The sequence below is a fragment of the Pseudoxanthomonas daejeonensis genome (genome assembly GCF_010093205.1).
GTDB classification, from domain to species: Bacteria; Pseudomonadota; Gammaproteobacteria; order Xanthomonadales; family Xanthomonadaceae; genus Pseudoxanthomonas; species Pseudoxanthomonas daejeonensis.
Map to the genome: position 1 here is coordinate 69,640 of NZ_PDWN01000013.1, position 25,806 is coordinate 95,445.

A 25,806-nucleotide genomic window follows, 5' to 3' on the forward strand; every position below is an offset into this window, starting at 1 on the left:
CACCTCGGGCCGCGCGCTTCTGCTTACAATCGTCCGGTCAAGCACCAGCATCGTCCGGCAAGACCCGGCGATGACCATCCACCACGGGGAGAGCAATGCGATGACGCACCGTCCGAACACCCTCATCCTGCTGGCCCTGCTCGCCCTGTGCGGCGGCGCCCAAGCCGACACCCTCCTGGTCGAACGCGCCAACCAGACCCCGGCGGTGGCCCAGCCCTCGCGCGGCCTGAGCATGGGCGAGGTCGAGTCCCGCTTCGGCGCTCCGCAGGAGAAACTCGATCCGCGCGGCGGCCAGAAGCAGCAGTGGCCGACGATCAACCGCTGGGTCTACCCGGAGTTCATCGTCTACTTCGAGAAGAACAAGGTGATCGACGTGGTGGCACGCAAGGCCGATGCCCAGGAAATCGGACCCAAGCCTCCGATCCGGTAAACCGCACCGAGACACGCGCCCGCCCGACCCGGCGGGCGTGAAAGCCCACGGCCAGCCTCCTGCAGGCGAGCGCGATCGCGCAGGTCGAAATCCGCACCGCCCGGCATGGCTCCGGGCCCCACGAGCATCCCTCCGGCAATGACCGAAACACTGCGCTTTCCCGCGGAATGGGAACCCCAGTCCGCGATCCTTATCGCATGGCCGCATGCCGGCACCGACTGGGCCGAACGCCTGGCCGAGGTCGAGGAGACCTACATCGCGCTGGTGCAGGCCATCACCCGCTTCCAGGACGCCTGGATCTGCGTGGCCGACGACGACCTGCAGACCTACGCCGAAGCGCGCCTGCGCTCGGCACGTGTGGACATGGAACGGGTCCGCTTCATCCCGTTCGACTACGACGATACCTGGCTGCGCGACTCGGGCCCGATCACCCTGCGCGAAGGCGATGGCTTCCGCCTGCTCGATTTCCGCTTCACCGCGTGGGGCGGCAAGTTCGAGGCCGGGCGCGACGACCGCCTGGTCGAGGCGCTCAGTGCCCAGGGCCTGTTCGGCGACACCCCGCGCCAGCGCGTCGATTTCGCCCTGGAGGGCGGCGGCATCGAAACCGACGGCGACGGCACGCTGCTGACCACCTGGCACTGCCTGCACGAGCGCCACCCCGAAGCAGGCCGTGACGAGCTGGACTCCAGCCTGCGCGGATGGCTGGCGCAGGATCGCGTGCTGTGGCTGGACCATGGCTATCTCGAGGGAGACGACACCGACGCGCACATCGACACCCTCGCGCGTTTCGCCCCGCATGATGCGATCGTGTTCCAGGCCTGCGACGATCCGGCGGACAGCCACTACCTGGAGCTGCAGGCGATGGCCGCGGAGATCGCCGCGCTGCGCACCGCCGACGGCCGTCCCTACCGCCTGTTCCCGCTGCCGTGGGCCGCACCGATCCTCGACGGCGAGCGCCGGCTGGCCGCCTCGTACGCCAACTTCCTGATCGTCAACGGTGCCGTGCTGATGCCGGCGTATGGCGACCCCGCAGATGATCGCGCCGCGGATGTATTGGCAGAAGCATTCCCCGGTCGCGAGATCGTGCAGGTGCCCTGCCGTCCGTTGATCTGGCAGAACGGCAGCCTGCATTGCGTCACCATGCAGCTCCCGCTCGGCATAGACGACTGAGGTCGCGCGCGGTCCAGCGCACCATCCCGCGGAAGCACCACCCACGTTGGCGGCGGACCCTGCTTCAGACCCGGTGCACGGCGCCGGGTTACCATCCATGCATTCCCCGACGAACCCTCCGCCGATGAGCCGCAAGAGTCTTTCCGTCGCCCTGGTCCAGGAGCGCAACCACGGCGATGCCGAAGCCAACTTGACGGTGATCGAGCAGCGCGTGGCGGAGGCTGCCGCACAGGGCGCGCAACTGGTCCTGTTGCAGGAACTGCACAACGGCGCCTATTTCTGCCAGCACGAATCGGTGGACGAGTTCGACCTGGCCGAACCGGTTCCCGGCCCCAGCACCGCGCGCCTGGGCGCCCTGGCGAAGAAGCACGGCGTGGTGATCGTCGGTTCGCTGTTCGAGCGCCGCGCCGCCGGCCTGTACCACAACACCGCGGTGGTGCTGGAAAAGGACGGCACGCTGCTGGGCAAGTACCGCAAGATGCACATTCCCGATGACCCGGGCTTCTACGAGAAGTTCTACTTCACCCCGGGCGACATCGGATTCAAGCCGGTCGATACTTCCGTCGGCCGCCTCGGCGTGCTGGTGTGCTGGGACCAGTGGTATCCGGAGGCGGCCCGCCTGATGGCGCTGGCCGGTGCCGAGCTGCTGCTCTATCCGACCGCCATCGGCTGGGATCCGGACGATGTGCAGGACGAGAAGAACCGCCAGCGCGATGCGTGGGTGCTGAGCCACCGAGGCCATGCCGTGGCCAACGGCCTGCCGGTGCTGTCGTGCAACCGTGTCGGCCACGAAACTTCGCCGCTCGGAGCCTCGGGCATCCAGTTCTGGGGCAACAGCCACGTGCTCGGTCCGCAGGGCGAATTCATTGCCGAGGCCGGCGGCGATCCGACCGTGCTGGTCTGCGACGTCGACCTGCAGCGCAGCGAGCACGTGCGCCGGATCTGGCCGTTCCTGCGCGACCGCCGCATCGATGCCTACGGCGACCTGCTCAAGCGCTACATCGACTGAGGCCTGCGCGTGTCCCTGATCCTCCGTGACGCCACGCCGGCCGACGTGCCGGCGATCACCGCCCTCTACGCGGCCGAAGTGCGCGACCACGTCAACACCTACGAGTACGACATCCCCGACGAGGCCGAAATGGCGCGGCGCATGGGCGCGGTTCTCGATGCCGGGTATCCGTACCTGGTCGCCGAGGATTCGCAGGGCCTTGCCGGGTACGCCTACGCCAACAGCTACCGCGCACGCATCGGCTACCGCCTCACCGTGGAGAATTCGGTGTACGTGGCTGCGGGCCGGCAAGGTCGTGGCATCGGTGCCGCGCTGCTGGAGCGCCTGATCGCCGATTGCGAGGCGCGCGGCTACCGGCAGATGATCGCGGTGATCGGCGAACCGACCAATACCGCTTCGCTCCGGCTGCACGAAAAGTTCGGCTTCCACCTGGTCGGCATCTTCCGCGGCATCGCCTGGAAGCACGACCGCTGGCTGGATACCGTGCAGATGCAGCGCAGCCTGGGTCCCGGCAACAACGAGCCTCCGCATGACTCCTGACAGCGACACCCCCGACGCGATGCATGACGCCACGAACGATCCGGTGCGAGGCCAACCGCACCGCATCGTCGAACGCGACGGCGTGCGCTACACCCTGCTGGGCACCGCGCACGTTTCCCAGGCCAGCATCGACGCGGTGCATGCGGCCATCGACAGCGGTGGCTACGACGCCGTGGCCGTGGAGCTGGATGCCGGTCGCCTGCAGTCGCTGGCCGATCCGGCCGCGCTGGCGCAGCTGGACATCGTCAAGGTGCTGCGCGACGGCAAGGCACACCTGTTCGCCGCCAACCTGGCCCTCGCCGCCTACCAGCGCCGGCTGGCCGAGCAGCTGGGCGTGGAACCGGGCGCCGAACTGAAGGCCGCGGTGCAGGAGGCGCGCGCACGCAACCTGCCCTTCCACCTGATCGACCGCGAAGTCGGCCTCACCTTCCGCCGCGCGATGCAGAAGCTGGGCTGGTGGGGGCGGGCCAAGACCGGTGCCGGAATCCTGCTGGCGATGGTCGGCGACGAGGAGATCGGCGAGGACGACATCGAGAAGCTCAAGGGCGGCGACGTGCTCGAGTCCAGTTTCGGCGAATTCGCCGCGCACAGCCCGGCGCTGTACGAGAGCGTCATCGCCGAACGCGACCGGTACATGGCTGCCAACCTGCGCGACCTGGCCGGCAGCGGCGCGCGCGAGGTGCTGGCCGTGGTCGGCGCCGGCCACCTGCCCGGCCTGGCCCGCCACCTCGCCGAGGACACGCTTGCCCCGCAGGCGGTCCGCAGCGAACTGGAGGTGGTCGAGGAGAAGAAGAGCTTCCCCTGGTTCACCCTGGGCCTGACGGTCTTCGTGATCGGCGGTTTCGCCTGGGGCTTCTGGCAGGGCGGCCTGGACGTGGGCTCGGACCTGATCGTGCAGTGGGTGCTGGCCACCGGCCTGCTCGGCGCATTGGGCTGCGCGATCGCCGGCGGCCATCCGCTCAGCATCCTCGCCGCGTTCGTCGCTTCGCCGCTCACGCCGCTGCATCCGGCGCTGGCCTCGGGCACGATCAGCGCCCTGGTCGAAGCGACTTTGCGCAAGCCGACCTACGCCGACTTCATGGCCCTGCGCGATGACGTGCAGACCGTGAAGGGCTGGTGGCGCAACGGCGTGGCGCGCGTGCTGCTCAACTTCTTCCTGACCAGCCTGGGTACCGCCATCGGCGTGTGGACCGGCGGCCTGCGCATGCTGGGTCGCCTGTTCGGCTGAACCCCGCTTCGCGCCGCGCACGAGCGCGGCCATGCCGCCCGCCGGTTCGCGGCGGGCGGCAACCACTCACTCCAGGTGCAGGGCGGCCACGGCGACGGCTTCCGGGCCATCGCCCTCGGGCACGCCGCGGGCGCGCCGCACCAGTCGCGACATGCCGCTGCGCATGTCGTCCAGGATCGCGTAGATGGTCGGCAGGAACAGCAGGCTGACCACCGTGGAGAACGCCAGGCCGCCGGCGATCGCGCGCGCCATCGGCGCATAGGCCGGGCCGTCGCCGGCCATCTTCGTCTCCGCCAGCGCGATCGGGATCATCGCCAGGATCGCCGTGCCCATCGTCATCAGGATCGGCCGCAGGCGTTCGCGGCTGCCCTCGACCAGCGCATCGGTGCGCGACATGCCGCGCCTGCGCAGGTTGTTGATGTGCTCGACCATGACGATGCCGTTGTTCACCACCACGCCCATCAGCACCAGGATGCCGATGAAGGACATGATCCCGAACGTGGTGCCGGTCAGGGCGAACAGCCAGAACACGCCGAACACGGAGAACAGCACGCCGCTCATGATCGCCGCCGGGAACAGCAGCGACTCGAACACCGCGGCCATCACGATGTAGATCATCACGAGCGCGATCATCAGGTTGAACATCATCTGCGCACCGGCCTCGTCCTCTTCCTGGAACGCGCCGCCATCGAACGAGTAGCTGTAGCCCGGCGGGAAGGACATGCCCTTGAGCGTCTCCTCCATCGCCTTGCGCGCCTCGGGCACGGTCGCCTTCTCGGCCAGGTTGGCCTGCACCGACAGCGTGGTCTGGCGATTGGTCCGCTGGATCTGCGTCGCCGACGGGGTCACGGCCACGTCGACCAGGCTCAGCAGCGGTACCGTGCGCCCGTCCGGGGAACGGACCATGAAGCCGGCCAGGTCCTGCGTGCCATAGTCCTCGGCACCGGCGAAGCGGACCCACACCGGCACTTCGGCTTCACCACGCCGGAACTCGCGCAGCGGCGCTCCGCGCAGGGCCAGGCCGACGAAGTTCGCCACCTGGTCGGCGCTGAAGCCGAACGCGGCTGCACGCTCGCGGTCCACGCGCACGTTGAGCTCGCTGTTCTGGTCGCCGATGTCCACGCGCACGTCGCGCAGTTCCGGCCGCCGCGACAGGATCGGGATCAGCTCGTTGGCGATCTCGCCCAATGTCGCAGTCGAATCCCCGACCAGCTGGAACGACACGTTCTGGCCCGGGGACCCGCCGCCGCCCTGCCCGCCCTGGTCGCCGATGCCGATGTTGGCCCGCGCCGACTTCGGCAGGGCCTCGCGCAACGCCTCCACCAGCGGCTTGGTTTCACTGGGCTTGTCGGTGTCGAACTTGACCATGGTCCCGCCCCAGCCCTGCTCGCTGAAGAACGAGTAGATCTGGTTGATCCGGAACTTGGCGCGATTGGCCTCCAGGAACTTCTCGATCCGCAATACCTCGTCGGACATCTGTTCCTTGGTGTAGGCACCCTTCCACTGGTAGTAGATCTGGGCCTGGTCACCGTCGTCGCCGCCGAACATGTCGAACTTGGTGAACTTGATCGGCACCAGGCTGACCAGGATCACCAGCAGGATGCCCAGCACGCTCCAGCCACGATGCTCCAGCGTCCAGCGCAGCAGCCCGGCATAGCGCTTCTGCATGCGCGGGATGATGCCCCTGGAGTCATGCACCAGCGGCGGGGTCTTCAGCCGCGCCGAGAGCATCGGGATCAGGCTCACCGCCACCAGCCAGGAGGCCAACAGCGACACCGAGATGGTGATCGCGATCTGGCCCAGATAAATGCTGAGGAAGTTGCGCTCGCCGAACAGGTTGGGCACGAACACGATGCAGTGGCACAGGGTGCCGGCCGACAGCGCGATGGCCACGTGGCGGGTGCCGACGATCGAGGCGGCGACCGGGTCGTCGGGGAACTTCTCCCGCTCCTGGTAGATGCTCTCGACCACGACCACGGCGTTGTCGACCAGCATGCCGATGGCCAGCAGCAGGCCCATCATGGTGAGGATGTTGAGGGTGACGCCGGCGAAGTACATGAAGCCCAGGGTCATCACGAAGCAGATCGGGATGGCCAGGGTCACCATCGCCACCGAGGGCCAGTGGCGCAGGAAGAACCACAGCACCATGATCGACAGGACCAGGCCGATCAGCCCGGCCTCGGCCAGTTCCAGCAGCGAGGACGTGACGTTCTTGCCCTGGTTGTCGATGATCTTGATCTGCACGTCCCGCAGCGCCGGTTGCGCGCGGATCGCCTCCACCTCGGCGAGCGCCTTGCTGGAGACGTCGACCAGGTTCGCGTTGCGTTCCTTGAAGATGTCCAGGCCCACGGCCGGCTGCCCGTCGAGGCGGCGGCCATAGTCCATCCGCGCCGGCTTCAGGCGAACGTCGGCGATATCGCCCAGGCGCACGTTGCCGCTGCCGACCACCAGGTCACGCAACTGCTGCAGGTCGGTGAGCTCGCCGACCGGCTGCACGCGCAGGCGCTGGGGGCCGTCGCTGATCACGCCGGCGGAGATCGAGAAGTTGACCGCCTGCAGGCGCTGGGTGAGGTCGTTGAGGCTCAGGTCGTGCGCGGTCAGGCGATCCTGGTTGATCGCGATCTCGACCTCGTTCGGCGGCGCGCCGGATACCTCGACGCGGGCGACGCCCGGGATACGCTCGATCCGGCGCTTGAACTCGCGCTCGATCATGTCGTACGCGCCGGTCAGGTCGGACTTGCTGGCCAGGCGGACGCGCAGTACCGGCTCGTCGGTGGTGGAGAACTTGAAGACGAAGTAGCGCTGCAGGTCGTCGGGCAGGTCGTCGCGGATCGCATCCAGCCGCTCGCGGGCCTCGGACGCGGCGATCGCCACGTCGCGGTCCCAGTCGGAGAACTGGATGAAGATCTGCGCGCCTTCGGACTTGGCGTTGGACTCCATCCGCTTGATGCCCGGCATCGTCGACAGCGCCTCCTCGGCCGGGCGCAGCACCGTGCGCTCGACCTCTTCCGGCGTGGAGCCGGTGTAAGGCAGCTGGACGAAGATGAAGGGCGGGGAGACCTCCGGGAAGGCCTCCAGCGGCAACCTGATCGCCGCGATCAGGCCGATCACGAACAGCGACACGAAGAACATCACCGCCGTGACCGGTCGCCGGATGCTGAACTCCGCGATGCTCATGCGGGCTCGCCCTCGCCTTCGCCCACCACCTGGCCGAGCGCACGCGCGGCGCGCCGGCCGCGCTCGCGGTAGTACTCGTCCGCGCGGCGGTCCAGCAGGTCATAGACCACCGGGATGACCAGCAGGGTCAGCAGGGTGGACACGATCAGGCCACCGATCACCGTCACCGCCATCGGCGAACGCACTTCGGCGCCCGGGCTGCCGAACAGCGGCGCGATGGCCAGCGGCAGGAAGCCGAACACGGTGCACAGGGTGGTCATCGCGATCGGCCGCAGGCGCGATCGGGCGCCCTCGACCAGCGCGGTGCGCTTGTCCACGCCGGCCTCGCGCAGCTGGTTGACCTTGTCGATCAGGATGATCGCGTTCTTGGTCACCAGGCCGACCAGCAGGATCAGGCCGATGAACACCACCACCGATACCGGCGACCCGGTCAGGAACAGCGCGGCGACGGCACCGACCATCGCCAGCGGGATGGTGAACAGGATCACGAACGGATGCAGCAGCGACTCGAACTGCGACGCCATCACCAGGTAGACCAGGAACACCGCCAGGGCGAAGGCGAACAGCAGCGAGTTGAGCGACTCGGTCAGTTCCTCGCCCTGGCCGCCGATGTGCATGCCCACGCCGGCGCCGAGCGGATCGGCGACGACCATCTTCTGGACCTCATCGACCGCGGCACCCAGGTCGATGTCACGCAGGTTGGCCGAAACGATGGCCACCCGCACCTGGTCGGCGCGATGGACCTCGCTCGGTCCCGTGGTGGCGACCACTTCGGCCACCGCCGACAGGGTCACCGGACGGGTGCTGCCCGGATTGACGATCAGGCGACGGATGCTTTCCACCGAGGCGCGATCGCCTTCCTGCGCACGCACCAGCACGTCGATCTTGCGGTCGCGGAAGCTGTAGCGGGTGGCGACTTCGCCGCGCACCTTCTTGACCACCACATCGGCGATCTGGCGGGTGGTCAGTCCCAGCGCGCCGGCCCGTTCCTGGTCGAAGCGGATCTGGATCTCCGGGAAGCCCTGCTCCACCGTCGACTTGACGTCGGCGTAGTGCGGATTGGCCCGCAGCATCGTCGCCAGCTTCTGGCCCGCGCGCTCGATGGTCGCCAGGTCCTGGCCGCGCAGTTCCACTTCCAGCGGCGTGGAGGAACTCAGCAGCTGGGGCCGGCTGAAATCGACCTGCGCACCGGGCTGGCCCTTCATCGAGGCACGCAGGGCTTCGGTGGTGCGCGCTTCGACCTCCGCGCTGCCGCCGTTGGCCATGACCACGGTGAGCTTGCCGACGTTCTCGCCGCTGTCGGTGGGGCTGGCATCCAGGCGCGTGCCACTGCCACTGACGCCGTACAGGGACTGCACGCCCTCGGCACCGGCATGCTTCTCCTGAAGCTTGCGCACCAGCGCGTCGGTCTGCGCCAGCGGCGTGCCGGGCGGCAGCTTCACCGTCATTTCGAAGCGGTCCTGCGCCAGCTGCGGGATCAGGTCTGCGCCCAGCTGCGGGACCATCAGCAGCGCGGCGATGAACGCACCCGCAGCCAGCCCGAGCACCAGCGTGGGCCGTTCGAGCGATGCCGGCAGCAGTTTCATGTAGCCGGCCTCGGCGCGGTGGTACGGCGCCATCGCCAGGTCGCTGGCCTTGCGCATGACCGGGCCGACGCCCGCCACCACGAGGCGCCACACGCGGGTCACGCCCCAGGCGATGCCGAAGAGCACGCCGCGGATCCCGGCGCCGATGCCGCGACCGGTTACGGCGGCCGGCTTCTGCCAGCGCGACTGCGGCTGCCACTGCGGATGCGGCGCCTCTTCCGGGAATGCCAGCGGCGGACGACCCTTGATCGAGCTGAGCATCGGGATCAGGGTCATCGACACCACCAGCGAGATGGCGATGGCGATGGCAACGGTCAGCGCCTGGTCGCGGAACAGCTGGCCGGCGATGCCCTCCACGAACACCAGTGGCAGGAACACGGCGATGGTCGTCAGCGTCGAGGCGACCACGGCCATGCTCACCTCGCGGGTGCCGACCACGGCGGATTCGAGCACGCCCAGCCCTCGCTCGCGCGCCTTGGCGATGCTCTCCAGCACCACGATCGAGTCGTCCACCACCAAGCCGGTCGCCAGCGCCAGCCCGCCGAGCGACATCACGTTCAGGCTCAGGTCGAGCTGGTCCATGAAGAAGAACGTGGCGATGATCGAGACCGGCAGCGACAGGCTGATCACGAAAGTGCTCCAGCCATCGCGCAGGAACAGGAAGATGATCAGGATCGCGAGCATGCCGCCGATCACCGCGTCCTTCTTGACGTCGGCGATGGCGTGCTCGATGAACAGCGACTGGTCGTCGATGATGGTCAGCTCGACATCCGGCGGCACCTGCTTCTGCAGCTGCTCCAGGCGCTCCTTGAGCGCCTTGGCGGTGGCCACCGTGTTGGCGTCGCCTTCCTTGTAGATCGCCAGCTCGACCGCTTCCTTGCCGGCGAGGCGGATGACCGCCTCGCGTTCCTTGTAACCCTGGCGGACGTCTGCGACATCCTTCAGGCGCACCGGCATGCCGCCCGCGACGGTACTGCCGCCGCCGCCCGAAGCGCTCTGCACCGAAGCCGCCGCGGCCATCGCCTCCGCAGAACCGGTGGAGGCGGCGATCGCCGCCATCTGCCGCGCCGCCGAGGCCGCGGCATTGTCGCCACCGCTCTGGGTGGTGACCAGCATCTCGCGGATCTCGTCGATCGAGGCGAACTGGTTGACCGTGCGCACCAGGTAGCGCTGCGAACCTTCCTCCAGGCGGCCGCCGGAGACGTTGATGTTCTCCTGCTGCAGGCGCTGGATGACGGTGTCGATCGGCAGGTTGAGCTGGGCCAGCTTCTGCTGGTCGATGTCGACCTGGATCTCGTCCTCGAGGCCGCCGCCGACCTTGACCGCGGCCACCCCGGCGACCGGCTCGAGCTTCTTCTTCAGGTCCTCGTCGGCGTAGCGGCGCAGCTCGGTCAACACGCGCACGCTTTCCGCATCGCTGGCACCGGCCTGCTTGCCCGACAGCGCCACCCGCAGGATCGGCTCGGTCGAGGGATTGAAGCGCAGCAGCACCGGCGCCTTGGCCTCCAAAGGCAGGAACTGCGCCAGCAGCTCCATCTTGTCGCGGACCTCCAGGCTGGCCTGGTCCATGTCCGTGCCCCAGGCGAACTCCAGCACGACGTCGCTCTGCCCGGTGCGCGACACCGACTTGAGCTTGCGCAGGTTCTTGACCACGCCGACGGTCTCTTCGACCGGCTCGGTGATCAGGGTCTCGATTTCCAGCGGCGCCGCACCGGTGTACTCGGTGCGCACGGTCAGGGTCGGATAGCTCAGGTCGGGCAGCAGGTTGACCTTGAGGCTGCCCAGCGAGATCAGGCCGAACAGCACCATCGTGACCGTGATCATCGCGATGGTCACGCGACGGCGGGTGGAGAATTCGACCAGCCCTCCCCCCAGCCTGCCACCGCCTGCCGCGTTGTGCGGCGCGTGGTCGGGCGCGCTCATTGCTCGCTACCGGCCGACTTGGCGGCGCTGGCATCGGCCACGGCCTTGGCCGGGGCTTCGCCGCCGATCACCTGCACCGCGCTGCCTTCGCGCAGTGCGACCTTGCCGGCGGTGACCACCTGGTCGCCCGTCTTCACGCCTTCGCGCACTTCGATCCATTCGCCATCCACGTAGCCGACCTTGACCGGCACGCGCGCGGCCTTGCCCTCGCGGATCACGAACACCGCCGGTTCGCCATCGTCGAGCAGGGCCACGCGCGGCACCACCAGCGCGTCCGGGCGCTGGTCGTAGTCGATGCGGATGCGGCCGAACATGCCCGGCTGCAGGGTGTTGCCGCCGGTGAAGGTGCTGATCACGCGGAAGGTGCCGCTGCCGGCGTCCACCACCGGTGCCACGCGGTCGACCACGCCTTCGAAGGTGCGGCCGGGCAGCGCGTCGACCTGCAGCAGTACCGGCTGGCCGGGCTTCATCGTCGCCAGCTCGCGCTCGGGCACGTTGAGCGTGGCCTCCAGGCGCGAATCGTCGACGATGCGGAAGATCGGAGTGTTGATCTGGACGAAGTTGCCCGGCTTGATCGAGCGCAGCGCGACCACGCCGGAGATCGGCGCGGTCACCGTCGAGTACGACAGCTCCAGCGCGGCCATGTTGTACTGGGCGCGGGCGTTCTCCAGGTCGTAACGCATCTGGTCGACCTCGCCGGCGCTGATCAGCTGCTGGGCGACCAGCTGCTGCGCGCGACGGTAGTTGTTCTCCAGCTTGCCCATCTGGGCCTGGGCCTGGGCCAGGGCCAGGCGCGCCCGGTCCGGATCAAGCTTCACCAGGGGCTGCCCCGCCTTGACCTGCTGGCCTTCCTCGACCAGCACGGCCAGGGCAACGCCGGAGGTCTTGGCCACCACCTGCGAGTCGGCCAGCGGCTCCAGCGCCGCAGTGCCGGTGTAACTGGCCGCGATCGGCCGCCTGGCCGCCTTGGTCACCTCGACCGGAATGGCCTCGACCTCGGCTTCCTTGGCCTGGGCGTCACCCGGGCCGCCTTCGCCCTTCTTGCAGGCGGTCAACGCGGCGGCGAGGACAAGGGCGGCCGCGGCGGCGCGCAGTCCTGGACGGAAGGGGTGGCGAGTGGCCATGACGATATCCATGTGTTCGAGGGGCCCGGTGGGGGTGTGATCAGGTGTTGTATGCAAGTAGATCACCTGAACAGTCAGTCGCCATGCGCCGAAGGTCATGGGTACCGGCGGCGAGCTTGGACCCATGCGAGAAGCCGCAGGTTCCGGTCGCGTGAACACGCAGGCTATACTGCGGCTGCTTCATGACAGGCGTCGCCCTCACCGGCTGCGCCAGCATGACCAGCCCACTTACCGCGACCGACCCCGGACCACCGAATGATGCGCCCGCTGCCGCTAGCCGCCTGCCTTGCCCTGCTCACCGCCCTGCCCTTCGCCGCGCTCGCCCAGGAGGCCGCTCCGCCGGCTCCCGCGCCGGCCCCCACCGAACCTGTCGCCGCTGCTGCGCCCGCCGCCCCGGCAGCGCCGGTCGGCAACGCCGAGACCGGACGCCAGCTGGCCTATACCTGCCAGGGCTGCCACGGCATCACCGGCTACAAGAACGCCTACCCGAGCTTCAAGGTGCCGCTGATCGGCGGCCAGTCGGCCGAATACCTGGCCCAGGCGCTGCACGAATACCAGCAGGGCAAGCGCAAGCACCCGACCATGCAGGCCCAGGCCCAGAGTTTCTCGGACCAGGACATCGCCGACATCGCCGCCTTCCTGTCCACCCTCAAGTAAGCAGCCGCCACCCATGCCGACAGCCGTGACCTCAACGCGTCTCGCCATCGCCCTGACCACCGCCCTGCTCCTGGCGGCCTGTTCCGGGCAGGACAGCTCCCATTCCGCCGCCGAAGGTGAAGCCCAGGCCGCGAAAAGCTCGTCGGCGGGCCTGCCTGACGGCCGCATCGCCGTGGGCGAGCAGCTCGCCAATGCCAAGGGCAAGGCCACCGGCCAGAGCTGCATCGACTGCCATGGCCCCGATGGCAATGCGCCGATCGATGCCGCCTACCCGAAGCTGGGCGGCCAGTACGCCGACTACATCGCCCACGCCCTGCAGCAGTACCGCAAGGGCGAGCGCCAGCATGCGCTGATGACGCCGCAGGCCACCGGCCTGAGCGACCAGGACATCGCCGACCTGGCTGCGTTCTTCGCCTCGCGTCCGACCCAGCTGCGCGACCTGCACGGCGTGCACTGAGTCTCAAGCACCCGCGTCACGAGCGAAGGCCCGCGAAAGCGGGCCTTCTGCTTTCCAGGCCACCAGCATGTGGCGCGGATGGCCTGCATGGTCGCGGCATTGCCCGGCCACGGGCCGTGACAACAGCCCCCGCCCCGGCGCGGCACAATGCCCGCATGGCCAGCGCACCACCGCCCGCTTCACCCAAGCCCCGCCGCGAGCGCGGCAATCCGAGCCTGCGCGAGCGCTTCGACGCGTTGCGCAACCTGCCGCCGTTCCTGCGCCAGATCTGGCGGACCAGCCCCGCGCTGACCCTGGCCAGCCTCGGCCTGCGGCTGGTCCGCGCGCTGATGCCGGTGGTCATCCTGTACATCGGCAAGCTGATCATCGACGAGGCGATCCGGCTGGTCGGGCTCGGCCTGCAGTTCGACGGCCTGGGCGAGGCCCTGCGCGGTGGCCAGCTCGACCACCTGCTGTGGCTGCTTGGCCTGGAGCTCGCGCTGGCGGTGGTGTCGGACCTGCTGGGGCGGCTGGTCAGCTATGCCGACGGCCTGCTCTCGGAGCTGTTCACCAACGCCAGCAGCGTGCGCCTGATGGAACACGCCGCCACCCTGGACCTGGAGGACTTCGAGGATCCGGACCTGCAGGACAAGCTGGACCGCGCCCGGCGGCTGACCATGAGCCGGATGAACCTGATGAGCCAGCTGTTCGGCCAGGCCCAGGACGCGATCACGGTGATCGCCTTCGCCACCGGCCTGCTGGTCTACGCGCCCTGGCTGATCCTGCTGCTGGCGGTCGCGCTGGTGCCGGCCTTCGTCGGCGAGGCGCACTTCAACGCCCTGGGCTACTCGCTCAACTTCCAGTGGACGCCCGAACGCCGGCAGCTCGAATACCTCCGCCAGACCGGCGCCAGCGTGGAAACGGCCAAGGAGGTGAAGATCTTCAACCTCCACCGCTTCCTGATCGACCGCTACCGCGTGCTGGCCGAGAAGTTCTACCTCGCCAACCGCGCCCTGGCGCGCCGGCGCGCGCTGTGGGGCGCGATGCTGGCGGCGCTGGGCACGCTGGGCTACTACGTCGCCTACGGCTACATCGCCTGGCGCACCGTGAAGGGCGACTTCAGCATCGGCGACCTGACCTTCCTGGCCGGCAGCTTCCGTCGCCTGCGCCAGTTGCTGGAAGGCTTGCTGGTCGGGTTCTCGCAGGTCGCCGGACAGGCGCTCTACCTGGACGACCTGTACTCGTTCTTCGAGATCAAGCCGGAGATCGCGTCGCGGCCGGATGCGTTGCCGGTACCGCGCCCGATCGCGCGGGGGTTCGTCTTCGAGAACGTCGGCTTCCGCTATCCCGGCGCCGAATCATGGGCGCTGCGCGGCCTGGAATTCGAGCTGCGCGCAGGTGAGGTACTTGCCCTGGTGGGCGAGAACGGCGCCGGCAAGACCACGCTGGTGAAACTGCTGGCGCGGCTGTACGAGCCCGACGAGGGCCGCATCCTGCTCGACGGCCGCGACCTGCGCGATTACGACCTGGACGACCTGCGCGCCAACATCGGCGTCATCTTCCAGGATTTCGTCCGCTACCACCTGTCGGCCGGCGAGAACATCGGCGTGGGCCGGATCGAGGCCATGGACGACGACACGCGCATCCGCGAGGCGGCGCGCCGGGCGATGGCCGACGAACTGATCGGCGCATTGCCGCAGGGCTACGACCAGGTGATCGGCCGTCGCTTCAAGAACGGCGTGGACCTCTCCGGCGGGCAGTGGCAGAAGCTCGCCATCGCCCGCGCCTACATGCGCGACGCGCAGGTCATGATCCTCGACGAGCCGACCGCGGCGCTGGACGCTCGCGCCGAGTTCGAGGTGTTCCAGCGCTTCAAGGAGCTGTCGCACATGCGTACCGCGGTGCTGATCTCGCACCGCTTCTCCAGCGTGCGCATGGCCGACCGGATCCTGGTCCTGGCCGGCGGCAGGGTGGAGGCCAGTGGCACGCACCAGGAACTCATGGCCCAGGGTGGCCGTTACGCGGAGTTGTTCGAACTGCAGGCCGCCGGCTATCGTTGACGGCCCTTAGTCACGACAGGATGCCCGTCATGCGCCTGCCTTCCCGCACCGCCACCGTTTCGGCCCTCGCCTCCGCGCTCACCGTCGCCGCCCTGCTTTCGGCCTGCAAGCCGGCACAGGAGCCCGCGGCCACTCCGGGGCCTGCGACGGCGGAACCGGCGCGTACCGTCAGCAGCGAAAAGGGCGACCTTCAGCTGAGCGTGGTGGCCCGCGGCCTGTCGCATCCCTGGGCGCTGGCGCCACTGCCTGACGGTGGCTTCCTGGTCACCGAACGCGGCGGCAACCTGCGCCATGTGGCTGCCGATGGCAGCGTATCGGCGCCGCTGGCCGGCGTGCCGACGGTGGTCGCGCGCGGCCAGGGTGGCCTGCTCGACGTGGCCCTGGCCCCGGACTTCGCCCAGAGCCGGCGCATCTACCTGAGCTATGCGGAACCCGGCGACGGCGGCGTGTCGGGCACGGCAGCGGCCTACGCCACGCTCGGCGACACCGGACTCAGCGACGTGACGGTGTTCTACCGGCAGGAGCCCAAGGTCAACGCCGAGAACCACTACGGCTCGCGCTTCGCCTTCGACAACCAGGGCCATGTGTTCATCAGCCAGGGCGAGCGCACCATGCGCACGATGTCGCAGGAGCTGGACAAGCTGCAGGGCAAGCTGGTCCGGCTGAACCTCGATGGCAGCGTTCCGGAGGACAACCCCTTCGTCGGCCAGGCCGGCGCACGTCCCGAAATCTGGAGCTATGGCCATCGCAACTCGCAGGGCCTGGCGTTCGACCCGCGCACCGGCAAGCTGTGGGAAGTCGAGCACGGTCCGCGCGGCGGCGACGAGATCAACCTGCCGCAGCCCGGCGCCAACTACGGCTGGCCGGTCGTCACCCATGGCATCAACTATTCGGGCCAGCCGATCCCCGAGGCGGTGGGCAAGGAAAAGGAAGGCATGGCGCCGGCCCACCACGTGTTCGAGGTTTCGCCGGGCCTGTCGGGCATGGCGTTCTACACCGGGCAGCCGGGCAAGCCGTGGAACGACAGCCTGTTCCTGGGCGCCCTCGCACAGCGCAACCTGATCCGCCTGCAGCTGGAGGGCGACCGTGTCGTGGGCGAGGAGCGCCTGCTGCAGGACGTCGGCGAGCGCATCCGCGATGTGCGCGTGGCCGCCGACGGCAACGTCTACCTGGTCACCGACGAGGAAGACGGCAAGCTGCTGAAGCTGGTACCGCCGCAGGGCTGAGCGGTCCACGGCAACGCTCCGTCGCCGGGCAGCCTGCCCGGCCCGGAGCCGGTATCCCGATCCCGCCCTGATCCTGCGCAAGGCCGCGGGACGGCGGTCGGCTACAATACGCAGCGAATATCCCCCTGCGCCCACGCCCCGATGTCCTCTGCCTACGGCACCGAAACGGTGCTCGACGTCCGTCACTGGACCGACGACTACTTCAGCTTCACCACCACGCGCGACGACGGTTTCCGCTTCGAGAACGGCCAGTTCGTGATGATCGGCCTGGCCACCGACAGCGGCAAGCCGCTGCTGCGCGCCTATTCGATCGCCAGCGCGAACTGGGAAGAGCAGCTGGAGTTCTTCAGCATCAAGGTGCCCAACGGCCCGCTGACCTCGCGCCTGCAGCACATCCAGCCCGGCGACACGGTGCTGGTCGGTCGCAAGCCCACGGGGACGCTGCTGATCAGCGACCTGCACGTGGGGCGCAACCTGTACCTGCTGGGCACCGGCACCGGCCTGGCGCCGTGGCTGTCGGTGGTCAAGGACCCGGAGACCTACGAGCGCTTCGAGCGCGTGGTCGTGTGCCACGGCGTGCGCAGCATCGGCGACCTGGCCTACCGCGACTATTTCGAGAAGGAACTGCCGAACCACGAGCTGCTCGGCGACGTCCTGCGCGAGAAGCTGCTCTATTACCCGGCAGTCAGTCGCGAGGCGTTCCCCAACCATGGCCGCCTGACCGACCTGATGGCCAGTGGCGAGATGATGCGCACCCTGGGCCTGGACCCGCTGGATGCGGAGCACGACCGCGCGATGATCTGCGGCAGCCCGCAGATGCTGGCCGACTTCCGCAGCCTGCTCGACGGACGCGGCTTCACCGCCTCACCGCGCATCGGCACCGCCGGCCAGTACGTGTTCGAGCGCGCCTTCGTCGAGAAGTAGCCCCGCGCGCCGCCCCAGGGCGCGTGCTGTGCGGGATCATGGAAGAAGTCGTTTCGCTGCCGCCGGACGAGGTCAAGGCGCGACCCTCGGCTACGGCCACCCGCCGCAGGGAGTCGAACCGGCCTCAACCGCTACGCGGCTCCGCCAGCGCCCGGTCGATATCCGAGGCCAGCGATTCGGGCTTCTGGTTCGGCGCATAGCGCGCCAGCACCCGGCCGTCGCGACCGACCAGGAACTTGGTGAAGTTCCACTTGATCGCACCATCGCCGAGGAAGCCGAGGAAGCCGCGCTTCTCTCGACGCAACCACTGCCACAACGGGTGCGACCCGGGGCCGTTGACCTCGACCTTGGCGAACATGGGAAAGGTCACCCCGTAGTTCAGCGCGCAGAAATCGCGGATCTGCGCTTCATCGCCGGGCTCCTGGCGGCCGAACTGGTCGCAGGGGAATCCCAGCACCGACAGGCCGCGTTCGCCACGCTCCCGCCACAACCGCTCCAGTCCCGCGTACTGCGGGGTGAAGCCGCAACGCGACGCCACGTTGACGACCAGCAGGACCTGGCCGGCGAATTCGGAAAGGGCGCGCTCGTGGCCGTCGATGTCGATCGCCGAGAAATCGTGGAAGCGGGTCATGGGGGATCGCGGTGGCCGGGACGCCGCAAGCATAGCCGGCCTCGTGCGGGGCCACGCGCGACGGCCCGATGCCCTACTCTTGGCGACGATCGTAGCCCCCGCCACAGGAGCCGTCATGCAGGCCCCTCACGACACCGCCCAGATGGCATCGCTCTACGTACACATCCGCATCGTGCTCGGGATGATCGTCGGCCTGGGACTGACCCACCTGCTGCGCCATTTCGCCAACTGATCGAGAACCCGAAACGCAAGCGCATCTACTGGGTGCACCTGGGCTGGGCGCTGTCGATGTTCCTGTTCCTGATCCATTTCTGGTGGTGGCAGTTCCGGCTGGGGCACCTGGTCGAATGGAACTTCAACCTGTACCTGTTCGTGACCCTGTACGCGTTGCTGCTGTACCTGCTGTGCGCGCTTGTGTTCTCCGACAGCGCCAGCGAATACCCCGATTACCGCGAATACTTCTATGCCCGCCGGCAATGGTTCTTCGGCCTGCTGGCGCTGGCCTATGCGGTGGACATGGTGGACACCTGGATCAAGGGACCGGCGTACTTCCACAGTTTCGGCAACGAGTTCCTGGTGCGGAACCTGGCCTACATCGTCCTGTGCGGCATCGCCATGCTGACCCGGAGCCCCCGGTTCCATGGCGCCTTCGTCAGCCTCGGACTGGCCTACCAGGCGGCATGGATCGCACGTCAATTTGAGACGCTCTGACGGTCGCCCCTGCCTTTCGTCACAGGCGCCGGCTCCCGGCCGCGGGTTAGATTCAGAGGAATCATCCCCGCAGGATCCGTTGTAATGAAGAAGACCGGCCTCTACCTGGCGCTCGCCGCCGCCCTTGGACTTGGCATGACCGCCTGCAACCGCACCGACGCGCCCGCCAGCGGCTCGGCCGCCACGGCCGAAACCGCCGCGCCGGCCACGCAGGACAACCCGTTCTTCGTGCAGAGCGACCTGCCGCTGCACTACCCGCACTTCGACCGGATCAAGGACGCCGATTTCGGCCCGGCCTTCGACGCCGGCATGGCCGAACAGCTGAAGGAAGTCGCGGCGATCGCCGACAATGCCGAGGCCCCGACCTTCGACAACACGATCCTGGCGATGGAGAACAGCGGCCAGGTCCTGGACCGCGCGGCCACGGTGTTCTTCAACCTGTCCAGCACCGACACCAACGACGCGCGCAAGAAGCTCGACGCCGACTACTCGCCGAAGTTCGCCGCCCACCGCGACGCGATCTACCTGGACGGGAAACTCTTTGCCCGCGTGCAGTCCCTTTACGACCAGCGCGAAGGCCTGGGCCTGGACGCCGAGGGCGTGCGCCTGGTCGAGCGCTACTACACCGACTTCGTCCGCGCCGGCGCCAAGCTGTCCGACGCCGACAAGGCGAAGTTGAAGGACATGAACGCCCAGCTGGCCACGCTGGGCACCCAGTTCGACCAGAACGTGCTCAACGAGGTCAATGCCTCCGCCGTGACCTTCGACAATGCCGAAGCACTGGCCGGCTCCAATGATGCCCAGGTCGCCGCCGCCGCCGACGAAGCCAAGAAGCGTGGCGTCGAGGGCAAGTACGTCGTCACCCTGCTCAACACCACCGGCCAGCCGCCGCTGACCTACCTGAGCAACCGCGACGCGCGGCAGAAGATCTTCGAGGCCTCCGTCGCCCGCGGCAGCCGCGGCAACGAGTTCGACAACACCGGGATCGTGTCCCAGGTGATGAAGCTGCGCGCCGAACGCGCCGCTTTGCTGGGCTTCCCGAACCACGCCGCCTATTCGCTGGCCGACTCGACCGCCAAGACCCCCGAGGCGGTCAACGACATGCTCGGCAAGCTGGCCCCGGCCGCGGTCGCCAACGCGACGCGCGAAGCCGCCGAGCTGCAGAAGATGATCGACCAGGAGCAGGCCGCCAAGGGCGAGCCGACCTTCAAGCTCGAGCCGTGGGACTGGGCGTTCTACAGCGAGAAGGTGCGCCAGGCCAAGTACGACTTCGACGAGTCCCAGCTCAAGCCGTACTTCGAGATGAAGAACGTACTGGAGAACGGCGTGTTCTTCGCCGCCACCCAGCTCTACGGGATCACCTTCAAGGAACGCACCGACCTGCCCAGGTATCGCGACGATACCTGGACCTACGACGTCTTCGACGCCGACGGCAAGCAGCTGGCGATCTTCATCTTCGACCCCTACGCGCGCGAGTCCAAGCGCGGCGGTGCGTGGATGAACGCCTACGTCTCGCAGTCCGGGCTGCGCGGCACCCAGCCGGTCGTGGCCAACCACCAGAACATCACCAAGCCGGCCGACGGCCAGCCCACGCTGCTGACCTGGGATGAGGTCACCACGATGTTCCACGAGTTCGGCCACGCGCTGCACGGCATGTTCTCGGACGTGGAGTACCCGTACTTCAGCGGCACCGCGGTGCCGCGCGACTTCGTCGAGTTCCCCTCGCAGGTCAACGAGATGTGGGCCGACTGGCCGTCGATCCTGGCCAACTACGCCAAGCACCACCAGACCGGCGAAGCGATGCCGCAGGCACTGCTGGACAAGGTCCTGGCCGCGAGCAAGTTCAACCAGGGCTTCGCGACCACCGAGTACCTGGGTGCGGCCATGCTCGACCAGCGCTGGCACCAGATCGGCGCCGACCAGGTGCCTGCCGCCGCCGGCGTGATGCAGTTCGAGGCCGATGCGCTGAAGGGCGACGGGATCTACTTCCGCCCGGTCCCGCCGCGCTATCGCACCCCGTACTTCAGCCACATCATGGGCGGCTACGCGGCCGGCTACTACGCCTACATCTGGTCCGAGGTGCTGGACGCCAACACCCAGGAGTGGATCCGCGCCAATGGCGGCCTGAAGCGCGAGAACGGGGACCGTTTCCGCGCCACCCTGCTCTCGCGCGGCGGCAGCAAGGACGCCCTGCAGCTGTTCCGCGACTTCGCCGGGCACGATCCGAAGATCGAGCCGCTGCTGGCCAAGCGCGGCCTGGATTCCGCGCCCCCGCGCTGATCCAGGTCCACCGCGGCATCGCGCTGCGCCACCTTCGGGTGGCGCAGTCGTTTCCGGCCGCAGCCTTGTCCGTGCGTACCCGGGGTTTTCCACAGGCGGTGTGGATGATCGCTGCACGAAGCTGTGGATAAGCGGCGACGCCGCAGGCGTGGCGGGGCTGTCAAGATGGTTGGCGCTTTTTTGGCCACGGGATCCTCACCGCTCAGCCCGGCGTGCTTGCGCATGTGCAAAACGGCGCTCCGCCCGGCAGGCGAATGAAGCGGAAAAAACAGCGCGCTGCATGTCCTCCGGACCGCAGCCGTCGGCGTTGTATTCGCCTGCATGCTCAGCGCGGTGCGACGTACCCGCCCGGCACCCCGCGTGGCGACATCACCACCTGCCACAACTGGGTCCGGCGGCTGCGGAAAGCCGCCATCGAGGCGGACAGGTAGAACCGCCACATCCGCCTGAAGCGTTCGTCGTAGCGCGGGTCCAGCCGGTCCCAGGCCGCTTCGATGTTCGCGCGCCACGCCTGCAAGGTGCGGTCGTAGTCGCTGCCGAAGTTGTGCCAGTCCTCGACCACGAACAGGCCCTCGCTGGCCCGTGCCACCTGCGCGGCGGACGGCAGCATCGAATTGGGGAAGATGTAGCGCGCGATCCACGGGTCGGTGTGGTTCGAGGATATGTTCCCGCCGATGGTATGCAGCAGGAACAGCGCCTGGTCGGGCAGGCAGCGCCGCACCACTTCGAAGTAGCCGCGATAGTTGCGGACGCCCACGTGCTCGAACATGCCAATCGAGAACGCCGCGTCGAACGGCTCGCGCAGGTCGCGGTAGTCCTGCAACCGGATCTGCACCGGCAACCCGGCGCACAGCCGGCTGGCGTAATCCGCCTGCGCCTGCGAGATGGTTACCCCGACACCGCTCACCCCATACCGCTCGACCGCATACTTCAGCGCCTCGCCCCAGCCGCAGCCGATGTCGAGTACGCGCATGCCAGGCCGCAGCTCGAGCTTGCGGCAGACCAGGTCCAGTTTGGCTTCCTGCGCTGCATCCAGCCCGTCGGCTTCGCGCCAGTATCCGCAGCTGTAGACCAGCCGGCGCCCGAGCATGGCCGCGTAGAGGTCGTTGCCCAGGTCGTAGTGCCGGCGACCGACCTCGCCACTGCGTCCCCGCGACTGGCGGTTCGACAGTCGGGCCAGCAGCGCGTCGCCGATCTCGGCCAGGCCGTGCACGCGCTGGTCCAGTCGCGCCTGCATCAGCTGGCACAGGAGGCCGTCCAGCGAACGCGCATCCCACCAGCCATCCATGTATGACTCGCCCAGCCCCAGCGAACCCTGCGCCAGCAGCCGCGCGTAGAGGTGCTCGTCGTGGACCTGCAGATCCCAGTCGCGGTTGCCGCCGATGCGCACCCCGGCCTCGCCCAGCAGCGCCTCGATCCGGCGGCGTGCGCGGGAATCGGCGCCCGGCATGGCACGCCTACTCCACGAACAGTCCGCGGACGCCCTCTGCCAGGTGCGGCCGCAGTACCGCGGCGGGCACCTCGACGTTCTGCACGCCATCGGCATAGGGACCGACCTGGTAGGGCGGGAACACGAAACGCAGGGCCGCGATACGGCCATTTGCAGCCGCCACCGGTTCGAACTGCGCGAAGTTCTGCGGCTGCGGCTCGGTGCCCTGGTCGATCATCTTCAGTGCCGTGGACAGGAGGCGCTGGCGATCGGCCGGGTCCAGGGCCTCGTCGGCGGCACGGGTGTGCGCGGCGGCACCGAGCTGTTCGCCGATGTAGTCGGCGACCGGGCGCCAGTCGGCCGGCGTGGCCAGCAGGGCATCGGAGGTCAGCATGCGCTGCTCGCCCGGCAACCAGACGAAGCGCGCCACGAGTGGCTGGCCGTGGGCGCCACCGGTGTACAGGCTGCCATCGGCGGCCACCGCGACCACATCGGCGGTCCGCATCAGCTCGCGGAACCCGAGCGACAGTTCGTAAGGCGCCGTCGGTGCGGCATCCAGCCCGCCGACCGCCTGCATCAGCTCGGCACGCGAGGCCTCGGCATAGTCATGCAGCGCCTTGGCCAGTCCCGGATCGGCCGCGGCGGCGGGTGGATAGCTGATCCCGACCACGTAACGCGGGTCGGTCTCGATCACGTCGACCAGCCCGGGCGCTGCCGTAGCGGCCGGCTCCGGAGTCGCGGCGATGCCATCGGTACCGGCTGCGGCCGCCGGCGAAGCGGGCGCTTCCGTCACCGGCGCCGCATCGCGCTGGCAGGCTGCCAGGGCGACGAGCAACAGCGCCGTGGCGGCCGTGCGTCGGTTGAGGGCGGCAGGTTTCATGAGGTACTCCCCGGTGCATGGGCGGGAACCTGGAGGACCAGGCGCGCCGGTCGTAGGTTCAGGCGGCGAGCAAGTCAGTGTATTCCGGATGCCGGGTGATCCAGACCTCCGCATAGGAACAGGCCGGGAGCACCCGCCACCCTGCCCCCCGGGCGTGCTCGAAGGCGGCCTGCACCAGCCGGCCGGCAATGCCACGGCCGCCGATCGCGGCGGGCACGCCGGTATGGTCGATCACCATGACCTGACCGCCGCCCCCCGGACCTGCGTCCCGCAGGTGGTAGGTCAGCTCGGCCTCGTGCCCATCGTCCAGCAGGCGGAAGCGCTGGCGGGCGGGGTCGTGGTGGATGGGCGACGGCGATTCGGTCATGGCGGCTCCGGGAGGACGGCAAAAGGCGACGCAGTACGTCACATTCTGGCGTCCGGCCCCGCAAAGGCGGGTGACGACATTGCTGAACGAGGGGATACGGGGCCCCGGGAGGGTTGGCACGGGTTATGCGTTGGTTCATCCATCGGAATTCGACGCCCAGTTTGCAAGGAGCCTCAGCCATGAACGCATTCGAACATTCCAGCCCGAACGATTTCTCCAGCGACTTCTCCCTGCTCGAAGGCCTCTACCAGCTCGTGGTCAACGGCCACACCGATGGCTGGGAGTTCGAGCAGCTCGATAGCGTGGTCTACGAGCGACTCAAGAGCGCCTACTCGGTCGTCGCCTGACACAGCTGCAAGGGGGAGGACGGAGCGCGGAACACGCGATCCGTCCGGGGGCAGTCCCGTCGGCGGCGGGGCTGCCCTTTTTACTTCACCGGTGGTCGCGCTTGCGCTGGTTGCGCCGGTCGTGGGTGCTGCTGCTGCCATGGATCGCCCGCATCCGGCTTTCGCCGGCGTGCAGCTCCTGGAGTTTGGCCTCCACGTCCGCCGGCGCATGGCCGTCGCTGCTGGCTGTGTGCGCAGCATGCGGCTCTTCCAGCATCCGCCACGGCGGCGTGTGGCGCGCCTGCTCCTGGTGGGCCTGCAACAACTCACGGGTCCGCGCCAATGCCAGTTCGGGTGTCAGCGCCGGGGCGCGCGGGCGACGGCCCGGGCGCGGTGCAGCAGGCTTGTTCGCGGCACGCGTGCGCGCGGCTGGCGTCTTCGTCACTGGAGCGGCCTGAAGGGTCGCGGCAATCGCCTTCTTCGCCGCCACTTTGCCCGCGACCGGCTTCCTGGCCGCGGTCTTGCGGGCGACGGCCTTCTTCGGCGCCGTCTGCCGGGCCGTGACCTTCGCTGCGACCTTCTTCGCTGCGACCTTCTTCGCTGCGACCTTCTTGGTCGCGGCCTTCTTCGTTGCAACCTTCTTCGTTGCAACCCTCTTCGCCGGCGCCTTCCTGGCCGCACCCTTCGCCGCAGCCGTGCGCTTCGCAGCGAGCCTGGTCGGTGCCGCCTTCTTCGCGACCCGCTTGGCAACCTTCGTCGCGACAGGTTTGCGGCCAATCGACTTCTTGGCTGCAGGCGCCTTGACCGCCACCCTCTTCGCCGCCGCCTTCCGCGCCGCCGGGGTCGCTCCGGCGGTCTTCCGGCCAGCCACGGCCTTCGATGCCGGTGCGCGTTTCGTCGCGGCCTTCCTGGCCACCTTCTTCGCCGCCTTGCGGATCGGCGCAACGGTCTTGGACGTGCGGGTCTTGCGGGTCGGGGTTCGCGTGCTCCGGGTTGCCATCTCCGCCTCCATCAACGTGGGTACGGGACACCGTTGCACGCCCGGCATTCACGCCGGGTGAGCGTGGCGCATCAACCGAAACGCGGATTCAGCAGCTGCTCCAGGAAGACCTCCCACACCCGCGGCTCCATCGCCAGCATGAACATCACGCCGAACGCCGCACCAGCCAGGTGCGCACTGTGGTTGATCCGGTCGCCGCCCTTGCGGTCCATCCAGATGCTGTAGCCGACGTAGAAAACCGCGTACAGGATCGCCGGCGCCGGAATGAAGAACACGAAGATCAGCGACCACGGCGAAAGCAGGATGAAGGCGAACAGCACCGCCGACACCGCGCCCGAGGCGCCCAGGCTGAAGTAGCTGGGGTTCTTCTGGTTCTTCAGGTAGCTCGGCAGGATCGAGACCACCAGGGCCGCCAGGTAGAACAGCGGATAGGTCAGCGGGCTGCCGGTGATCTTCAGCATCACCTGTTCGATCATCCGCCCGAAGAAGAACAGGGTGACCATGTTGAACAGCAGGTGCGGCAGGTCCGCGTGCAGGAAGCCGTAGCTGACCAGGCGCCAGTACTCGTGGCGCTTGGACACGGCCGGCGGCCACAGGATCAGCCGGTCGACGACGCGCCGGTCCTTGAACGCCAGCCACGACACCAGCGCGGTGATCGCGATCAGGACGAGGGTCACGGGAGACGACATGGC

The 25,806-nt window shown here is 68.4% G+C and carries 22 protein-coding genes; 13 read left to right on the forward strand and 9 right to left on the reverse strand.

The genetic code is table 11. The annotated features are described in order from the left end of the window. Window positions 1-100: 100 nt before the first annotated feature. The 5 genes from CSC65_RS13180 to CSC65_RS13200 all read left to right on the forward strand — a co-directional run bounded on the left by CSC65_RS13180 (window position 101) and on the right by CSC65_RS13200 (window position 4,377). Window positions 101-430 carry a hypothetical protein gene (locus tag CSC65_RS13180; protein ID WP_162411040.1) on the forward strand — a complete coding sequence of 110 codons (330 nt, stop codon included), beginning with the start codon at window positions 101-103 and terminating at the stop codon, window positions 428-430. Between the two features lie 138 nt (window positions 431-568). Continuing rightward, window positions 569-1,600 carry an agmatine deiminase family protein gene (locus tag CSC65_RS13185; protein ID WP_162411041.1) on the forward strand — a complete coding sequence of 344 codons (1,032 nt, stop codon included), beginning with the start codon at window positions 569-571 and terminating at the stop codon, window positions 1,598-1,600. Window positions 1,601-1,724: 124 nt separating this feature from the next. After that, on the forward strand, window positions 1,725-2,609 hold the full coding sequence (locus CSC65_RS13190) for a carbon-nitrogen hydrolase (protein ID WP_162411042.1): 885 nt from the start codon (window positions 1,725-1,727) through the stop codon (window positions 2,607-2,609). 9 nt (window positions 2,610-2,618) lie between these two features. After that, on the forward strand, window positions 2,619-3,149 hold the full coding sequence (locus tag CSC65_RS13195; protein WP_162411043.1) for a GNAT family N-acetyltransferase: 531 nt from the start codon (window positions 2,619-2,621) through the stop codon (window positions 3,147-3,149). Next, the gene (locus CSC65_RS13200; protein ID WP_425501368.1) at window positions 3,139-4,377 is read left to right on the forward strand and encodes a TraB/GumN family protein; all 1,239 of its coding nucleotides are present in this window, start codon (window positions 3,139-3,141) and stop codon (window positions 4,375-4,377) included. The genes CSC65_RS13195 and CSC65_RS13200 overlap by 11 nt, the downstream gene beginning before the upstream one ends. 66 nt (window positions 4,378-4,443) lie before the next feature. Here CSC65_RS13200 and CSC65_RS13205 read toward each other — a convergent pair whose 3' ends face one another. Genes CSC65_RS13205 through CSC65_RS13215 form a run of 3 tightly spaced genes read right to left on the reverse strand, consistent with a single transcriptional unit; the run spans window position 4,444 to window position 12,187 of the window. Then, window positions 4,444-7,554 (reverse strand): efflux RND transporter permease subunit, encoded by a 3,111-nt coding sequence (locus CSC65_RS13205; protein ID WP_162411044.1) that lies wholly within the window; start codon window positions 7,552-7,554, stop codon window positions 4,444-4,446. Beyond that, window positions 7,551-11,063, reverse strand: coding sequence for an efflux RND transporter permease subunit (locus CSC65_RS13210; RefSeq protein WP_162411045.1), 3,513 nt, complete (start codon window positions 11,061-11,063; stop codon window positions 7,551-7,553). The genes CSC65_RS13205 and CSC65_RS13210 overlap by 4 nt, the downstream gene beginning before the upstream one ends. Beyond that, window positions 11,060-12,187: an efflux RND transporter periplasmic adaptor subunit gene (locus CSC65_RS13215; RefSeq protein WP_162411046.1), complete on the reverse strand. Its 1,128-nt coding sequence runs from the start codon at window positions 12,185-12,187 to the stop codon at window positions 11,060-11,062. The genes CSC65_RS13210 and CSC65_RS13215 overlap by 4 nt, the downstream gene beginning before the upstream one ends. Window positions 12,188-12,445: 258 nt before the next feature. Between CSC65_RS13215 and CSC65_RS13220 the strand changes: the two genes are divergently transcribed. The 5 genes from CSC65_RS13220 to CSC65_RS13240 all read left to right on the forward strand — a co-directional run bounded on the left by CSC65_RS13220 (window position 12,446) and on the right by CSC65_RS13240 (window position 17,490). Further along, the gene (locus CSC65_RS13220; RefSeq protein ID WP_162411076.1) at window positions 12,446-12,844 is read left to right on the forward strand and encodes a c-type cytochrome; all 399 of its coding nucleotides are present in this window, start codon (window positions 12,446-12,448) and stop codon (window positions 12,842-12,844) included. Window positions 12,845-12,857: 13 nt separating this feature from the next. Beyond that, a complete protein-coding gene (locus CSC65_RS13225) occupies window positions 12,858-13,301 on the forward strand; it encodes a c-type cytochrome (RefSeq protein ID WP_162411047.1) in 444 nt (147 codons plus the stop codon). A gap of 155 nt (window positions 13,302-13,456) precedes the next feature. Further along, entirely contained in the window at window positions 13,457-15,340 is a 1,884-nt protein-coding gene (locus CSC65_RS13230; RefSeq protein WP_162411048.1) for an ABC transporter ATP-binding protein, read from the forward strand. Window positions 15,341-15,369: 29 nt separating this feature from the next. After that, window positions 15,370-16,566 carry a PQQ-dependent sugar dehydrogenase gene (locus CSC65_RS13235; RefSeq protein WP_162411049.1) on the forward strand — a complete coding sequence of 399 codons (1,197 nt, stop codon included), beginning with the start codon at window positions 15,370-15,372 and terminating at the stop codon, window positions 16,564-16,566. 141 nt (window positions 16,567-16,707) lie between these two features. Continuing rightward, the gene (locus CSC65_RS13240) at window positions 16,708-17,490 is read left to right on the forward strand and encodes a ferredoxin--NADP reductase (protein WP_162411050.1); all 783 of its coding nucleotides are present in this window, start codon (window positions 16,708-16,710) and stop codon (window positions 17,488-17,490) included. A 124-nt stretch (window positions 17,491-17,614) separates the two neighbouring features. Here CSC65_RS13240 and CSC65_RS13245 read toward each other — a convergent pair whose 3' ends face one another. Next, window positions 17,615-18,121, reverse strand: coding sequence for a glutathione peroxidase (locus CSC65_RS13245; protein WP_162411051.1), 507 nt, complete (start codon window positions 18,119-18,121; stop codon window positions 17,615-17,617). Window positions 18,122-18,385: 264 nt separating this feature from the next. Between CSC65_RS13245 and CSC65_RS13250 the strand changes: the two genes are divergently transcribed. Both CSC65_RS13250 and CSC65_RS13255 read left to right on the forward strand, forming a co-directional pair. Next, window positions 18,386-18,832: a hypothetical protein gene (locus CSC65_RS13250; RefSeq protein WP_202922884.1), complete on the forward strand. Its 447-nt coding sequence runs from the start codon at window positions 18,386-18,388 to the stop codon at window positions 18,830-18,832. A gap of 84 nt (window positions 18,833-18,916) precedes the next feature. Next, the gene (locus CSC65_RS13255; RefSeq protein WP_162411052.1) at window positions 18,917-21,112 is read left to right on the forward strand and encodes a M3 family metallopeptidase; all 2,196 of its coding nucleotides are present in this window, start codon (window positions 18,917-18,919) and stop codon (window positions 21,110-21,112) included. Window positions 21,113-21,437: 325 nt separating this feature from the next. On the opposite strand, the gene cfa is transcribed toward CSC65_RS13255, so the two are convergent. Genes cfa through CSC65_RS13270 form a run of 3 tightly spaced genes read right to left on the reverse strand, consistent with a single transcriptional unit; the run spans window position 21,438 to window position 23,788 of the window. Continuing rightward, window positions 21,438-22,562: a cyclopropane fatty acyl phospholipid synthase gene (gene cfa / locus CSC65_RS13260; protein ID WP_162411053.1), complete on the reverse strand. Its 1,125-nt coding sequence runs from the start codon at window positions 22,560-22,562 to the stop codon at window positions 21,438-21,440. A 7-nt stretch (window positions 22,563-22,569) separates the two neighbouring features. Further along, window positions 22,570-23,421, reverse strand: a complete 852-nt coding sequence (locus CSC65_RS13265) for a DUF3298 and DUF4163 domain-containing protein (RefSeq protein ID WP_162411054.1) — start codon at window positions 23,419-23,421, stop codon at window positions 22,570-22,572. Between the two features lie 58 nt (window positions 23,422-23,479). Continuing rightward, complete coding sequence (locus CSC65_RS13270) at window positions 23,480-23,788, reverse strand: GNAT family N-acetyltransferase (protein WP_162411055.1); 309 nt, start codon at window positions 23,786-23,788, stop codon at window positions 23,480-23,482. A gap of 179 nt (window positions 23,789-23,967) precedes the next feature. On the opposite strand from CSC65_RS13270, the gene CSC65_RS16140 reads away from it, so the two are divergent. Beyond that, on the forward strand, window positions 23,968-24,135 hold the full coding sequence (locus CSC65_RS16140; RefSeq protein WP_202922885.1) for a hypothetical protein: 168 nt from the start codon (window positions 23,968-23,970) through the stop codon (window positions 24,133-24,135). 85 nt (window positions 24,136-24,220) lie between these two features. Here CSC65_RS16140 and CSC65_RS13275 read toward each other — a convergent pair whose 3' ends face one another. Both CSC65_RS13275 and CSC65_RS13280 read right to left on the reverse strand, forming a co-directional pair. Further along, complete coding sequence (locus CSC65_RS13275) at window positions 24,221-25,114, reverse strand: hypothetical protein (RefSeq protein ID WP_202922886.1); 894 nt, start codon at window positions 25,112-25,114, stop codon at window positions 24,221-24,223. Between the two features lie 71 nt (window positions 25,115-25,185). Further along, entirely contained in the window at window positions 25,186-25,803 is a 618-nt protein-coding gene (locus CSC65_RS13280; RefSeq protein ID WP_162411056.1) for a rhomboid family intramembrane serine protease, read from the reverse strand. Window positions 25,804-25,806: the final 3 nt, after the last annotated feature.

Bases quoted from the DNA above. Each gene is read 5' to 3' on its own strand.
- CSC65_RS13180 (WP_162411040.1), top strand. From the start codon at position 101: ATGACGCACCGTCCGAACACCCTCATCCTGCTGGCCCTGCTCGCCCTG.
- CSC65_RS13185 (WP_162411041.1), top strand. From the start codon at position 569: ATGACCGAAACACTGCGCTTTCCCGCGGAATGGGAACCCCAGTCCGCG.
- CSC65_RS13190 (WP_162411042.1), top strand. From the start codon at position 1,725: ATGAGCCGCAAGAGTCTTTCCGTCGCCCTGGTCCAGGAGCGCAACCAC.
- CSC65_RS13200 (WP_425501368.1), top strand. From the start codon at position 3,139: ATGACTCCTGACAGCGACACCCCCGACGCGATGCATGACGCCACGAAC.
- CSC65_RS13205 (WP_162411044.1), bottom strand. From the start codon at position 7,554: ATGAGCATCGCGGAGTTCAGCATCCGGCGACCGGTCACGGCGGTGATG.
- CSC65_RS13210 (WP_162411045.1), bottom strand. From the start codon at position 11,063: ATGAGCGCGCCCGACCACGCGCCGCACAACGCGGCAGGCGGTGGCAGG.
- CSC65_RS13215 (WP_162411046.1), bottom strand. From the start codon at position 12,187: ATGGCCACTCGCCACCCCTTCCGTCCAGGACTGCGCGCCGCCGCGGCC.
- CSC65_RS13220 (WP_162411076.1), top strand. From the start codon at position 12,446: ATGCGCCCGCTGCCGCTAGCCGCCTGCCTTGCCCTGCTCACCGCCCTG.
- CSC65_RS13225 (WP_162411047.1), top strand. From the start codon at position 12,858: ATGCCGACAGCCGTGACCTCAACGCGTCTCGCCATCGCCCTGACCACC.
- CSC65_RS13230 (WP_162411048.1), top strand. From the start codon at position 13,457: ATGGCCAGCGCACCACCGCCCGCTTCACCCAAGCCCCGCCGCGAGCGC.
- CSC65_RS13235 (WP_162411049.1), top strand. From the start codon at position 15,370: ATGCGCCTGCCTTCCCGCACCGCCACCGTTTCGGCCCTCGCCTCCGCG.
- CSC65_RS13240 (WP_162411050.1), top strand. From the start codon at position 16,708: ATGTCCTCTGCCTACGGCACCGAAACGGTGCTCGACGTCCGTCACTGG.
- CSC65_RS13245 (WP_162411051.1), bottom strand. From the start codon at position 18,121: ATGACCCGCTTCCACGATTTCTCGGCGATCGACATCGACGGCCACGAG.
- CSC65_RS13255 (WP_162411052.1), top strand. From the start codon at position 18,917: ATGAAGAAGACCGGCCTCTACCTGGCGCTCGCCGCCGCCCTTGGACTT.
- cfa (WP_162411053.1), bottom strand. From the start codon at position 22,562: ATGCCGGGCGCCGATTCCCGCGCACGCCGCCGGATCGAGGCGCTGCTG.
- CSC65_RS13265 (WP_162411054.1), bottom strand. From the start codon at position 23,421: ATGAAACCTGCCGCCCTCAACCGACGCACGGCCGCCACGGCGCTGTTG.
- CSC65_RS13270 (WP_162411055.1), bottom strand. From the start codon at position 23,788: ATGACCGAATCGCCGTCGCCCATCCACCACGACCCCGCCCGCCAGCGC.
- CSC65_RS16140 (WP_202922885.1), top strand. From the start codon at position 23,968: ATGAACGCATTCGAACATTCCAGCCCGAACGATTTCTCCAGCGACTTC.
- CSC65_RS13275 (WP_202922886.1), bottom strand. From the start codon at position 25,114: ATGGCAACCCGGAGCACGCGAACCCCGACCCGCAAGACCCGCACGTCC.
- CSC65_RS13280 (WP_162411056.1), bottom strand. From the start codon at position 25,803: ATGTCGTCTCCCGTGACCCTCGTCCTGATCGCGATCACCGCGCTGGTG.